Origin of the sequence: Kutzneria sp. NPDC052558 (assembly GCF_044547355.1) — a bacterium.
Lineage (GTDB): Bacteria > Actinomycetota > Actinomycetes > Mycobacteriales > Pseudonocardiaceae > Kutzneria.
On the sequence record NZ_JBIUAG010000047.1, the window covers coordinates 1 to 13,711 of the forward strand.

Below are 13,711 nucleotides of genomic sequence, written 5' to 3' on the forward strand. Positions count from 1 at the left end.
GCAGGCTCCGCCTGCCTCGATACGCAAGAAGCTTATGCCATCGCCCCCCTCCACACAAAATCCACCCTCCGATTGTCGAAGCGGAAAGCCTGTGTGGCCGACTGCTTTTGCGGGTTGCCGGCTCCGCTTTGTTGGAGGGGGTTTCGGTTCGCTGTGGAGTTGTCAAAGAACAGGTGCGGTAGGCGATAGGGCGGGGATGCGTGGTGGTCAGTACTGGTGGGGTTGGGTGGTGTAGTGGCGGCCCTGGGGGGTGACCCAGTGCAGGGTGCCGTCGTCGTCGAGGGTGACGGTGTGGTCGCCGTGCTTGAGGTGGTGGTGGTGTTGGCAGTAGCCCTTGAGTTGGTCCGGATTCGTCTTGCCTTTCGGCCACGGCACGGTGTGGTCGATTTCTTGGATGGGGTTGACGCAGCCGGGGGCGCAGCAGGTGCCGCCGTCGCGGAGTTTGGTGAACTCCCGGCACCGGGCTGGGGGCTTGTAGAGGTGGGTGGCCATCGCGGCGGCCCGCTGGTACTCGTCCAGCAGGACACCCCGCCACGGGCCCAGCATCGCGAGCTCGCGGGCGGAGTCGGCGCTGATCGGGCCGTAGCCGTCCAGCAGGCCCGGGTCCTCGGTCAGACCCATCAACGTCTCCATCGAGAGGGTGACGTGAACCTGGACCTTCCGGTCGATGCCGTAGCCCAGGAACCGGTCCAGGAACGCGTCCACCCGCTTCTGGTCGGTGGTGCGGCAGTCCTTGCACAACGCGCGGGCATCAGCGGTGGCGATGTCGTAGCACTGCCGGGCGTCGATCGCCGACATGCGGATCCGCAGTTCGGCCATGCCGTTGGGCAGGGGGTAGAACTCGATCCGCCGTTCCTTGTCACGGGCCTTCTGCCGGCGCTGCTCATAGCCCAGCGGATCAGCCTCGGCCACCAGCTTGGTGGTCCGGCGCGCCAGTTGGGTGCGGGTCAGCTCAGCGGCCACCTCGACCAGCTGGTCCTCGATCTGGGGGATCGTGGCGGGGTCGAGGTGGATCACCCGCTCGTCCACGGTCTCCAGCCGGCGTAGGTCGATCTCCCCGCGTCGCAGCTGCTCACACAGCCGAGGCAGCCGGTCTAGGACCTGGGCGCGTTCCTGTTGGCGGAACAGGGACTGTTCGGACTCGTGGGTGGCCATGGACATCTCGGCCAGGTCGTCGAAATTCCGGAGAATGCACAGCCGAGCGTGGTCGGCAACCGCCGTGATCTTGCGGGCCATGACGAATGCGGTGACCTGTTGCTCAGGTGTGAGAGTGGAGAGATCCGCGCCGAGGAGCAGGTCCAGCATCGCTCCCGAAGGCTCGGCGGACTCCAGCTCTCGGGTGATTTCTTCCATACCCCAACGATACCCCTATCGAAGATCCAAATCGAACCACTAACGGGTGAAATCCCGTTTCATGCATAATCGAGACGACCCCACCCACAGCACCGCGGCGACAATCATCTGTACCTTCAGGCTCCGGAGGGTGGATTTGCGCGGAGGGGGGCGATGGCATAAGCTTCTTGCGTATCGAGGCAGGCGGAGCCTGCCCGATAGCGCCTTGATACGCCATCGCCCAGAGGCCTAGCAGGGTCATCCGATCTCGGACCGGTTAGTCTGGCGGACGTGGAGTCGTCGGACCAGGACACCAAGCGGGCGGCCGCCAGTCGCAACGGCGCGTCGGTCGAACCCGCGCGGGGTGCGCGGTGGGCGCTGGTCGAGAACCAGATCCTGACCGAGGCGACGCGGCTGTTCGCCCTGCGCGGCTTCGCGGCGACCACGCTCAAGGACATCGCGGACGCCACCGGCCTGACCCGGCCGGCGCTGTACCACTACTTCGCCAACAAGGAAGCGGTGCTGGCCCGGCTGGTCAGCGACCTGACACTGGCGCCGGCCGACGAGCTGGCCAAGCTGCGCCGCCGCCGCGGCAAGAGCGCGATCGAACGCCTGCACGCGATGGCCTTCGACACCGCGCTGCGGCACGCGACCCAGCCGGAGCGGTTCCGGGTCCTGGTCCGGTCCGACGCGGAGCTGCCGTCCGACATCGCACAGTCCTATCTGGACGGACGGCGCCGGATCCTGGCCGAGTTCGTGGCGGTCATCGACCAGGGCGTGGCGGCCGACGAGCTGCGTCCGCTCGACGCGCGCACGGCCGCGCTGGGCATCATCGGCATGTGCACCTGGGTGGCGTTCTGGTACCGCCCGACCGAGGCCGGCGACGAGCGCGCGGTCGCGACCCAGATCGCCGACATGGCCGTCGCCTCCGTGCGCAACGCCGACAGCCGCGCGACCACGGCCAGCGGCCCGGCGCGTGCCCTTGAACTGCTGAAGCAGGACGTCGCCCTGCTCGAAGCGACGCTCGCGGCCGAGCCGCGTCCCCGCGACTGAGGTCTGTTCTCCACGTCACCCACCGTGGCCTTACCTTGCCCACTGTGGCTTCGTCGGCGTAGAATTTTTGCCGTAAGCGTCAAACGCGGGCGGCATCGGGAGGATTTCCATGACGGACACACCACACCTGGTGCGGGGCGTGGACCACGTCGCGTATCCGACGCTGGACCCGGCCGCGACCGTCGCCTTCTACCGTGACACGCTGGGTTTCCCGGTGGTGCACTCGATCTGCGCGGCCGGCTGGGGGCCGGCCGACCACCCCGACTTCATCCACTTCTTCTTCGACATCGGCAACGACGACCGGCTGGCGTTCTTCTACTACTTCGGCTACGAGCCGCCGCGGCACGGCGTCAAGGGCGACGTGTACGCGCGGTTCGAGGACGACGTGCCCGACTTCTTCGTGATGTCACGGCATCTGGCCATCCACGTGGACAGCGAGGCGCATCTGCTGGAGTACCGCCGGCGGCTGGACGCCAGCCGATGGCCGGTGGAGCTCCAGGTCCAGCACGAGACCATCGAGTCGATCTACACCCACGACCCGAACGGCTACATGGTGGAGATCACCCGGGCGCTGCGGCCGGTGACCCCGCAGGAGGACCTGGACGCCAACCTCACCATCGACGCCCTGCTGGACGTGCTCGGCGACGGTGAGCCGTCGATGGCCGCGCTGCTGGCCCGCAAGTCCGAGCTGATCGTCCAGCGGGCGGCCGACTGGACCGCGGCGCCGGCCCGATGAGCGCTCTCTACGTGCTCGACGTCCCGGAGAACCGGCCGGTGGCCGAGGTCGCCGCGCGCGACCGGTCGGTGTCGTCGCGGCGGGTCGGGCCGTACTTCGAGCTGGTCTTCGACCGGGTGATGGTGATCGACCGGCGGGCCACCGGCTGTCGGCACGCGGTCTGGTACAGCAGCGTGGCCGGCACCCGTGCGGCGCGAATCACCCAGTGGGACAAGGATGTGCTGCGGATCGAGGCGGCATGAGCAGGCTCGGCGCCGGCCGGCGCCTGGAGACGCAGGAGCTGCCGAGGGACGTCATCGAGTCGACGCATTCGCTGCGGACACACGACGGGTCCACAGTGGACGGTGTGTTGCGTACCGTGCCGGGGGTGCGCACGGTCGTGTCCGTCATGCACCCCAGGCAGGACGTGACCCACCATCCGCTCGTGCCGGAGCTGCTCGCCCGGGGATTCGCGGTGTGGACGCAGGGCACGCGGTCGGTGAACAACGACATCGCCCTGCTGCACGAGCAGGCCCTGCTCGATGTGGCCGCCGGTCAGAAGTTCTTGCGGCAACGGGAGTTCGACGCCGTCGTGACGCTGGGCCACTCGGGCGGCGGCACGCTGTTCGCCTACTACCACGAGCAGGCCGGCTCGCCGGACCGCCTCGCGGCCGGGCCGGGTGGCCGGCCGACCGGGTTCGCGGAGGCGGAGATGCCGCTGCCGGACGCGGCTGTCTTCATGGCGCCGCATCCGGGGCAAGGCGCTTTGCTGCAACGGATGATCGATCCGTCGGTGGTCGACGAGAGCGACCCGATGTCGATCGATCCCGAGCTCGATCCCTACGCCGAGGCCAATGGTTTCCGCCCAGCGCCGCAGCCTTCCTCGTACTCGGCGGAGTTCGTGGCGCGCTACCGGCTGGCGCAGCGCGACCGGATCGCCCGGATCGACGCCGTCGCCAGGGAACGGCTGGACGACATCGCCGCGGCGCGACGTCGTCACGAGCAGACAAGCAACCCTGCGGACCGGCGGCGCGCGCTCGCCCCGCGAGTCCTGACCACCTATCGCACCGACGCCGATCTGCGGGGCGTCGACCTGTCGCTGGATCCGAACGACCGCCCGTACGGGTCGCTGTTCGGCCGGCGGCCGGACCTGACCAACTACGGGCTGGTCGGGTTCGGCCGGTTCGCCACGCCCGAGGCCTGGCTGTCCACCTGGTCCGGCCTGAGCAGCAAGGCAAACCTGCTGCGCTGCATACCAAACGTCACCGCGCCGACACTGCTGGTCGAACTCACCGGCGACCAGGCCTGCTTCCCGGCCGACATTGACGCCATCGTCGACGCCAGCGGCGCCAAGGACTTCGCCCTGGCCCGCGTGGCCGGCACGCACTTCGGTGGCCCGCTGACGCCCGGCGGCCCGACCGGCAATCACCTTGCCGCACAGGAGATCGGGGCCTGGCTCGCGGAGCGTTTCCCCGCGGCCTGAGGCTGCTCGCCGCACACGTCGTTCGGGCACACGAAAGGGCACGGCCGAGACCCACGAGCAGGCCCCACCATCGGCCTGTTCGGCGAGCGGGTCATCCCGGGATTCCGGACGGCGCCGGCGGCATAGGGGCACCCGCTCAGGACACCAGCGCTGCCGCGGCCGCTCGCAGCGACCGCTTGTCCACCTTGCCGACGTTCGACCGCGGCAGCCGATCCACCCGCTCCAGGCGCTCGGGCCACTTGAACTTGGCCACCCCCAGCGCGGCCAGGTGCTCGCGGACGTCGTCGAGCGTCACCGGCTCGTCCCGCGCGACCACGAAGGCGCACGCGCGCTCGCCGAGACGGGGATCCGGCATCGCCACCACGGCCGCCTCGGTGATCGCCGGGTGCCGCAGCAGCAACCCCTCGACCTCCTCGGCGTTGACCTTCTCGCCGCCGCGGCTGATGACGTCCTTCAGCCGCCCGTCGATCGACAGGTAGCGCCGACCGTCGAAGGTCAGCACGGAAGCGAGGTCGCCGGTGCGGTAGAAGCCGTCCGAGGTGAAGGCGACGCTGTTGTGCTCGGCGGAGTCGAGGTAGCCGGGAATCGTGTACGGCCCGCGGCAGCACAGTTCGCCGGTCTCGCCGTCGGGCAGCTCCCGCTCGCCGCCCGGCTCCAGGATCCGGAACTCGTCCAGTTCGGACAGTGCGACGCCGACCGAGACCAGCCGGGCCTCGCGCGGTGCGTCCGGCGGGGTGAGGGCGAAGAATCCCTCACCCATGCCGAAGTTCTGGCCGCTCCAGATCCCGTGCCGCTCGATCGTGGCGAACAGCTCCGGCGGCACCTTGGTGCCCGACAACAGGATCTTCTCCAGCGAGCCGGCCAGCGTCGCGATGCCCGTCTCGCCGATCGCCAGGAAATGGGCGTGCCCGACCAGGATGTGCGTGACCCGTTCCGCCACCAGGAAAGGGAAGCATGCCGTGACGTCCGGGACGCCGAGCAACAGGCAGGCCCCGACGCTGTGCGCCGCGTGCACCCCGCACACGATGCCGGCGTTGTGTGCGATCGGCAGGATGTGCGCCACCCGGCTGTGCTCGGTGAGGCCGAAACCCCTTGCGTACGCTAGGGAGTTGTACCAGTACTCGGCGTGCCGGCGGGGGATCACCTTGGGCACGTCGGTGGTGCCGCCGGAAAGCTGGAACACAGCGACGTCGGTCGGGTCGAGGTCGGCCTGGATCGCCCGCACGGTCTCGCGTGCCGACAACGGGTCCGCGGAGAGGTCCTCCACCCGCGTGCTGCCGGCCGTCGGGGTCGGCGCGCCGATGGTGAGCACATGGCGCAGCGTGGGATGCCCATCGGCGCACTCGGCCGCGAACGAGAGCAGGTCGAACTTCGCGCCGGGCGTGGCGTCGACGAGATGGGCGACGGCCTCGACGCGCCGGCTGATCTGGTCGATCTCGTGCCGCCGGTGCTGGGCGAGCGTGGCCACCGGCACGAGCCCCGCCTTCAGCACCCCGTACCACGCGAGCACGGTGTGCAGCCGATTGTCGACCTGGAACAGGACCGGATCGCCGGGCCGCAGCCCCAGTTCGCGCAACCCGACCGCGATCTGGTCGGTCCGCGCGTCGAGCTCGGCGTAGGAGAGCCGGCCGTCGAGTGCGGCCACCGCCGTGCGGTCGGGGAACCGCTGGGCCGTGGCGTGCAGCTGTTCGCCGATCGTGCGGTCCGTCCACGCCCCGGCCGCCTGGTACCGCCGGACGGCCGTCTCGGGGAAGGACGGCAGCCGATCGCCCCATCGATCACCAACGCGCACGTGTGCCTCCTCGGGTCTCGGACACCACTGTAAATCCTCAGTCGTCGGTAGTGTCAATTATTCGACACAGCGTTAAGATGTGCTGGTCCAGCGGAACCGGTCGAAGGAGCAGCCGCGCATGTCCTACGTCATCGGAGTGGACGTCGGCGGAACATTCACCGACGGCGTGTTGCACGACCACGACGGCGCGGTGGTCGCCGCCAAGACTCCCTCCACGCCCCCCGACTACTCGCGGGGCGTGCTCGACGTGCTGGCGGTGCTGGCCGAGCAGGTCGGCGAGACCGTCGAGGAGATGCTGGCCAAGACCCAGCACATCGCCCACGGCACCACGTCCACGCTGAACGCCTTGGTGACCGGCAACGTGCCGCCGGTCGGCTTCCTGACCACGGTCGGGCATCGCGACTCCATCTACATCATGAACGTGGAGGGCCGCTACGTCGGCCGCTCGCCTGAGCAGCTGCAGGACGTGCTGCGCCAGGACAAGCGCCATGCCCTGCTGCCCAAGCGGCATGCGCTGGAGGTGGTGGAGCGGGTCGACCGCGACGGCAAGGTCATCGTGCGGCTGGACGAGGACCAGGCCCGGGACGCGATCCGCAGGCTCGTCGACGACGGCGTCAGCGCGATCGCCGTCTCCCTGCTGTGGTCGTTCCGCAACCCCACCCACGAGCTGCGGCTGCGTGAGCTGATCCGGGAGATCGCGCCGGACCTGTTCGTCGCGCTGTCCAGCGAGGTCAGCCCGCGCATCCGGGAGTTCTCCCGCAACGCGACCACGATCATGAGCGCCCAGATCGGCCCCGGCCTGCGCGACTACCTCGGCGCGCTGGAGTCCGCGCTGCGCAAGCGAAAGCTCGCCGGGCCGCTGCTGGTCATGCAGAGCAACGGCGGCGCGGTGACCGCGGCCGAGGCGCCGGCCACCGCGATCACCACGGTCGGCTCGGTGCTCACCGGCGGCGTCATCGGCTCGGTGGCGCTCGGCCGGCAGCTCGGACACCGCAACGTCATCGCGACCGACGTGGGCGGCACGACGTTCCTGGTCGGCCTGGTCGTCGACGGCGAGCCGGTGCGCTCGACCACGACCGTGATCAACCACCACCCGATCAACGTGCCCGCGCTCCAGGTGCACGCCATCGGCTCCGGCGGCGGCGCGATCGCCTGGCTGGACGCCGGCGGCAACCTCCAGGTCGGGCCGCGCAGCGCCGGCGCCGTGCCCGGCCCGGCCTGCTACGGGCAGGGCGGCACGGAGCCGACCATCGCCGACGCCAACCTGGTGTTGGGCATCCTGCCCGAACGCGGCCTGCTCGGCGGCAAGAAGCGGCTCGACGTCGAGCTGGCCAGGGCGGCGATCCGCGCCCACATCGCGGAGCCGCTGGGCATGTCGGTCGAGGACGCGGCCGCCGCGATCTACACCGTGCAGAACGCGCAGACCGGGGATCTGCTCCGCAAGACCGTCGTCGAGGCCGGGCACGACCCGAGGAACTTCGTGCTGTACGCCTTCGGCGGCGCGGGGCCCGCGCACTGCGCCGGTTACGCGGCCGAGGTCGGCGTGCGCAACGTCGTCGTCCCACTGGGCCAGGTCGCGTCGGCCTTCTCCGCGTTCGGCCTCGCGGCGTCCAATGTCGTGCTGTCGGCCGAACTGTCCGATCCGGCCGCGGTTCCGCTCGACCCGGTCCGCGCCGAGCGCAACCTGCTTCGCCTGGAGACGCAGGCGCTGGCGGCGCTGGAACGGCAGGGCCTGAAGTTCGCCGACGTCGTCATCGAACGCGAGGTCGACATGCGGTTCACCGCCCAGCTCGCCGAGATCGCCACGCCGGTGCCCAACGGCGCGGTGACCGAGCGGGTGCTGGCCGAGGTCGTGTCCGGCTTCGAGCGCCGCTACGCCGAGCTGTACGGGGAGGGGACGGGCTTCCGCGACGCCGGCATCCAGGCCATCACCTACCGGGTCCGGGCCACCGGCGTGTTCCCGTTCTCGCCCACGCTGCCCGAGATCAAGGCCGCGGACTCCGCGGACGCCTCGTCGGCGCTGATCTCCACACGGAACGTGCGCCTGGGCACGGGCGGCTACGAGCCCACCGCCGTCTACGACTACCGCCAGCTGCAGGCCGGCTTTTCCTTCCAGGGCCCGGCGATCGTGGAGGTGCCCACCACGACGGTGGTCGTCCCGCGCGGCAGCACCGCCACGGTCGACCACCTCGGAAACCTGAACCTGATCGTCGAGTAGGAGACCCGTCTCATGGCCATGCGGATTCTCGGCTCCGAGCGCTACACGAGCCGTCCCATCGACCCCGCGGAGTTCGTGCGCGAGCTGCCGGATTCCCTTGCCCTGCACACGGTCGCCCCGGAGGCGGCCGACGGACTCGACCCGCTGACCTACGAGGTGGTCCGCCACCGGCTCTGGTCGGTCACCGACGAGATGGGCGAGACGCTCAAGCGGATGTCGGGCTCGACGATCGTCACCGACGCCAACGACTTCGACTTCGCGATCAGCGACGAGCTCGGCCAGGAAGTGCAGGTCGGCCTGTACAACACCATGCTCGTCGGCGCGGTCGACCTGGCCATCTACTGGGTGCTGCGCAACCGGGAGGTGCGTGAGGGCGACATGTTCCTGTGTAACGACCCGTGGATCGGCGGCGGGCTGCACCAGAACGACGTCATCGTCTTCCAGCCGGTTTTCCACGAGGGCAAGCTGTTCGCGTGGACCAGCGCGGTGTGCCACGAGATGGACCTCGGCGGTGTCGGGCTCGGATCGTTCTCGCCGGCCGCGCAGGACGTGTTCGCTGAGGCCGTGCCCACCCCGCCGGTGAAGGTGGTGCGGGACTTCGAGCTCCAGGACGACATCGCCGACCTGTGGGTGCGCCGCTCCCGGGTGCCGATGCTGGTCGGGCTGGACCTGCGGGCCAAGATCGGCGCGAACACGGTGGCCCGGTCCCGGCTGCTGTCGGTGATCGAGCAGTACGGCGCGGACACGGTCAAGGCCGTGATGAAGCGCATGATGTCCGACGCCGAGTCGCGGCTGCGGGCCCGGCTGCGGTCGCTGCCGGACGGCACCTGGAGCGCCACCGGCTACCAGGACCAGGCCTTCACCGGCGACCGTGGCGTGTACAAGATCACCGTGGCGATGACCAAAAAGGACGGTCACCTGACCTTCGACTTCACCGGCACGGACAAACAGGCTGGCGTGATCAACTGCGCGTACGGCGGCATGCGCGGCGGTGTGATGCTGGCATTGCTGCCGATTCTCGCGCACGACATCCCCTGGTCGGCCGGCGGTCTGATGCGCTGCTTCGACCTGGTGTCGGAGGAGGGCACCATCAACAACGCCACCTTCCCGGCCGCGCTCAACCGGGCCCCAATCGGCCCGGCCTGGCTCACCGGCTCGCTGGTCACCGAGTGCCTGGCCCAGCTGCTGGACCGCTCCGACGACCTGATCGACAACGTCCGGGCGAACTGCTGCGGCACCCACGACACCGCGGTGCTGGCCGGGTTGGACCAGCGGGGCGAGCAGGACCTGCCGTTCATCCACATCGTCATGGACGTCATGGCGGCCGGCTACGGCGCCCGGCCGACCGTGGACGGGCTGGACACCGGCGGCCTGGCCTGCATCCCGATGGGACGGATCCCGGACGTCGAGATGAACGAGTACGCCCATCCGCTGCTCACCCTGTGGCGGCGGGAGGAGCCCGACTCGGGCGGCCCGGGGCGTCGGCGGGGCGGGCTCAGCGGATCGGCCGCGATCATGCCGTACGGCACCGGCGAACCGGTCGGGCTGGTGGTGGCGTCGTCGGGCAAGGCGGTGTCGCAGAACAACGGCATCGCCGGCGGCTATCCCGGCAACACCGCGATCGGCATCATCGCGCGCGGTGCGGGGGTGGACGCGGCGTTCGCCGGTGGCCGGCTGCCCGACTCGCTGGAATCCCTTGGCGGGGACCAGGAACTCCGGCCGTGCTACGAGGAGACCGTGGTCGGCGTGGACGATGTGCTGTATCTGCACTGGCAGGGCGGTGGCGGCTACGGCGATCCGCTGCACCGCGATCCGGCCGACGTGGCGGTCGACGTGAGCCAGGGCCGGGTCACCGTCGACGGTGCGCTGGAAGGGTATGGCGTGGTGTTGGTCGACGGCTCGGTCGACGCGGCCGCGACCGCGCGGCGGCGCGATGCGGAGCGGACGCGGCGGCGGGACCGGAGTCATTCGGTCGAGGAGCCGGCGCACGTCGTCGATGTGGCCGAGGGTCGCCGGCTCGACGACAACTTGGTCGAGGTGGACGCGGCGGTGGCCTGTCGGCACTGCGGTCGCGCACTCGGCGACGCGCGGCACGGCAACGTGCTTCGGCTGGCCCGCTTTGAGGGCCCGTCGTCGGCGGCCGGCCGCCAGGTCACCTCGGATCCGGAGCTCTACGTGGACGCCGAGATCGTGTTCCGGCAGCTGTGCTGCCCGGGCTGCTGGACCGCCGTCTACTCCGGGATCGTGCCGGCCGACCATCCCGATCACGCCCTCGACATCGGCCGGCTGCTGAGCCCGAGCAACTCGCGGTGACTTCGCGGCGCCCCCGAGTCCACTTCGGACTCGGGGGCGCGGTGCTCAGAGCGTGAAGACGATCTTGCCGAAGATCTGGCCGTCGAGCATCCGGCGAAAGCCGGTCGCCGCCTGGTCCATCGGCAGAGTCGTGTCGATCACCGGTCGCACGCCGGTGGTGTCGAGAAGGTCAAGCAGGGCCCCGAATTCCGCCCGCGTGCCCATGGTGGACCCGACGATCCGCAGCTGGAGCAGGAAGATCCGGTTCAGGTCGACGTCGGGCAGCTTCGCGCCGCTGGTCACTCCGGTCGTCACCAGCGTGCCGCCGGGCCGCAGCGCGCGAATCGAGTGCTCCCAGGTCGCCTGGCCGACGGTGTCCATCACCGCGTCCACCCGGCGCGGCAGCCGGGCGCCGCTGGCGAACACTTCGTGCGCACCGAGTTCGAGGGCGCGCTGGCCGCGCTGCTCGTCCCGGCTGGTCACCCACACCCGGAAACCGCCGGCCCGTGCCAACGAGATCAGCGCCGTGGCCACGCCGCCGCCGGCCCCTTGGACCAGCACCGTGTCACCGGATCGCAGACCGCTGCGGGTGAACAGCATCCTGTATGCGGTCAGCCAGGATGTCGGCAGACACGCCGCGTCCACCGCCGACAGCGAGGCCGGCCGCCGCAGCACGTTGCGCCGGGGGACAACCACCTCGTCGGCGAACGTGCCCGGGTGCAACTCGCTCAGCAGCGTCCGCTTCGGATCGAACGTCTCGTCCCCGACCGTGTCCGGATCGGCGATGACCGCGTGCACCACCACCGGCTCGCCGTCCTCGTCCACCCCGGCCGCATCGCATCCGAGGATCATCGGCAGCCGCTGCGCCGGCAGGCCCGCCCCGCGCAGCGACCAGATGTCGTGGTGGTTGAGCGACGCCGCCTGCACCCACACCCGCGTCCACCCCGCCGGCGCCTCCGCCGCCGGCCGCTCGCCGACCCGCAGTCCGGCCAGGGGATCGTGCTGATCGACATGCTCCGCGTACACCGCGAACACGGTCGCCTCCTACTTAGACGTCAACTATTCGACACCATCGTAAACCGTGCGGACGTGACCGAACACCCGCCGTTCTGCCCGGAAGGGGGGCATTCCTGGCGTTGGGGATCGGTCCCTTGATCTTGAGCGGGCCGAGGTCAGGAGGCGGCGGTCTCGTCGACCTGGGTGGCGGTGGTGAGGTTGGCCTCGATCTGTTCGAGGTCACGGAGCAGGGCCCGCTGCCGGGTGGCCGGAATGCCGGTGGTGGTGTCGTGTTCGAGCTGGGCCCAGATCTGCTCGATCTGGCCGCGCAGGGCGGTGCCGGCCGGGGTCATGTCGACGAGGGTGGCGCGGCCGTCGGAGGGGTCCGGGGTGCGTCGGACGAAGCCGGCCCGCTCCAGGCGCTGCACGCTGCGGGTCATCGCGGCGGAGTCGGTGTCGAAGGTGGCGGCGAGGTCGGACTGCCGCTGCGGCCCGTTGTCCCACAGGTGCATGAGCAGCAGCTCCTGGCCGGGGTGCAGGCCGACGGCGCGGAACAGCTGGCGGGCGCGGGTGATGTGCAGGCGGGTGATCCTGATGATGGCGTTGCTGACCGGTCCGTTGGCCGCCGCGCTGGGTTGGGCGGCCGACACGGGCCGCCTGCCGGATGAGGTCACGTTGTGCATGCTAGCCATGCGGGTCGATCAGGATCTTCATGGTCCGCGCCGCCCGCAGGGCCTCGAACGCCGACAGCGCGGCGGCGATGGGCGCCACCTCCGTGGTCAGGTCGGCCACCGCGATCCGGCCGTCGGCGAGCAGGTCGATGGCCTCGTCGAACTCGTCGGCGTAAGTGAACGAGCCGCGCACGGTGATCTCCTTGAGCAGGATCCGGACCGGATCGAGCCCCGACCCGGGGCCGGCCCCGACGACGACCAGAACGCCGCCGGGGCGGAGGGCGTCGAGGGCCAGCGTGGTCGCGCCGGCGCTGCCGGAGCATTCGAGGACGACGTCGGGCCGGACCGACCCGGCGGCCTCGTCGGGCGTCAGGGCGTCGTCGACGTGGGAGGCGGCGGCGAACGCCCGGCGTTCGGGGGCGGGTTCGACGAGGAGGATCCGCCCGGCGTGGCCGTCCGCGGCGAGGCGGCAGGCCAGCTGCCCGATCGGCCCGCCGCCGGAGACCAGCACGGTGGCGCCGGCGATGTCGCCGGCCTGGCGCAGGGCCCGCAGCGCGGTCGCGGTCGGCTCGACCCAGGCCGCCTCGACCCGCCCGGTGCCGGGCGGAATCCGCCGCAGCGTCTTGGGGGACACGACAACCGACGGCGCCAGGCCGCCGTCGGCCTGCAGGCCGAGCGCGGTCTCCATGGTGGCCTGGTGACAGAAGTTGGGCCGCCCGGCCCGGCAGTGCTCGCAGAAGCCGCAGACGTTTCCGTTGGGGTTCAACGCCACCCGGTCCCCGACGGCCCAGCCGGAGACCTCGGCCCCCACCTGCGCGACCCGGCCGCTCATCTCGTGGCCGAGCACGAAACCGCCTCGGTAGACCTGGGGCAGGTCGGGGGAGTGCAGGTCGCTGCCGCAGATCCCGCACAGGTCGACGTCGACCAGCACCTGGTCGGCACGGGGCACCGGCTCTTGTCGGTCTTCGAGCACGATCCGGCGCTGGTCGTCGAGCAGCACCGCGGGCATCATCGCCATCCTGGGCACCTGCCTTCGGTCGTGGTGGGGGGGGGGGGGGGGGGGGGCCCCCCCCCCCCCCCCCACGCGGCGCCCCCCCCCCCCCCCCCCCCCGCCGCGCCCCCCCCGCCGGGCCCCCCCCCGCCCGCGGCGCCCCCCCCG

At 70.8% G+C, this 13,711-nt stretch carries 11 protein-coding genes; 6 read left to right on the forward strand and 5 right to left on the reverse strand.

All coding sequences use genetic code 11. From position 1 onward, the window contains the following. Window positions 1-207: 207 nt before the first annotated feature. Window positions 208-1,353, reverse strand: a complete 1,146-nt coding sequence (locus ACIG5F_RS45130) for a DUF222 domain-containing protein (RefSeq protein ID WP_396526424.1) — start codon at window positions 1,351-1,353, stop codon at window positions 208-210. Between the two features lie 270 nt (window positions 1,354-1,623). Here ACIG5F_RS45130 and ACIG5F_RS45135 point away from each other — a divergent pair, with 270 nt between their 5' ends. The 4 genes from ACIG5F_RS45135 to ACIG5F_RS45150 all read left to right on the forward strand — a co-directional run bounded on the left by ACIG5F_RS45135 (window position 1,624) and on the right by ACIG5F_RS45150 (window position 4,583). Further along, window positions 1,624-2,385 (forward strand): TetR/AcrR family transcriptional regulator, encoded by a 762-nt coding sequence (locus ACIG5F_RS45135; protein WP_396526425.1) that lies wholly within the window; start codon window positions 1,624-1,626, stop codon window positions 2,383-2,385. 109 nt (window positions 2,386-2,494) lie between these two features. Next, window positions 2,495-3,121, forward strand: a complete 627-nt coding sequence (locus tag ACIG5F_RS45140) for a VOC family protein (RefSeq protein WP_396526426.1) — start codon at window positions 2,495-2,497, stop codon at window positions 3,119-3,121. Continuing rightward, the gene (locus tag ACIG5F_RS45145; RefSeq protein WP_396526427.1) at window positions 3,118-3,363 is read left to right on the forward strand and encodes a hypothetical protein; all 246 of its coding nucleotides are present in this window, start codon (window positions 3,118-3,120) and stop codon (window positions 3,361-3,363) included. The genes ACIG5F_RS45140 and ACIG5F_RS45145 overlap by 4 nt, the downstream gene beginning before the upstream one ends. Next, entirely contained in the window at window positions 3,360-4,583 is a 1,224-nt protein-coding gene (locus ACIG5F_RS45150; protein ID WP_396526428.1) for an alpha/beta hydrolase, read from the forward strand. The genes ACIG5F_RS45145 and ACIG5F_RS45150 overlap by 4 nt, the downstream gene beginning before the upstream one ends. Before the next feature lie 136 nt (window positions 4,584-4,719). Here the strand turns inward: ACIG5F_RS45150 and ACIG5F_RS45155 are convergent, their stop codons facing one another. Beyond that, a complete protein-coding gene (locus ACIG5F_RS45155; protein WP_396526429.1) occupies window positions 4,720-6,375 on the reverse strand; it encodes a (2,3-dihydroxybenzoyl)adenylate synthase in 1,656 nt (551 codons plus the stop codon). Window positions 6,376-6,493: 118 nt separating this feature from the next. On the opposite strand from ACIG5F_RS45155, the gene ACIG5F_RS45160 reads away from it, so the two are divergent. Continuing rightward, window positions 6,494-8,593: a hydantoinase/oxoprolinase family protein gene (locus ACIG5F_RS45160; RefSeq protein ID WP_396526430.1), complete on the forward strand. Its 2,100-nt coding sequence runs from the start codon at window positions 6,494-6,496 to the stop codon at window positions 8,591-8,593. Window positions 8,594-8,605: 12 nt separating this feature from the next. Beyond that, window positions 8,606-10,906: a hydantoinase B/oxoprolinase family protein gene (locus ACIG5F_RS45165; protein ID WP_396526431.1), complete on the forward strand. Its 2,301-nt coding sequence runs from the start codon at window positions 8,606-8,608 to the stop codon at window positions 10,904-10,906. Between the two features lie 45 nt (window positions 10,907-10,951). Here the strand turns inward: ACIG5F_RS45165 and ACIG5F_RS45170 are convergent, their stop codons facing one another. From ACIG5F_RS45170 to ACIG5F_RS45180, 3 genes are all read right to left on the reverse strand, one after another. Further along, window positions 10,952-11,920, reverse strand: a complete 969-nt coding sequence (locus tag ACIG5F_RS45170) for a zinc-binding dehydrogenase (protein ID WP_396526432.1) — start codon at window positions 11,918-11,920, stop codon at window positions 10,952-10,954. A gap of 137 nt (window positions 11,921-12,057) precedes the next feature. Next, complete coding sequence (locus ACIG5F_RS45175) at window positions 12,058-12,555, reverse strand: MarR family winged helix-turn-helix transcriptional regulator (protein WP_396526433.1); 498 nt, start codon at window positions 12,553-12,555, stop codon at window positions 12,058-12,060. Between the two features lie 10 nt (window positions 12,556-12,565). Continuing rightward, complete coding sequence (locus ACIG5F_RS45180; protein ID WP_396526434.1) at window positions 12,566-13,570, reverse strand: zinc-binding dehydrogenase; 1,005 nt, start codon at window positions 13,568-13,570, stop codon at window positions 12,566-12,568. Window positions 13,571-13,711 lie beyond the last annotated feature (141 nt).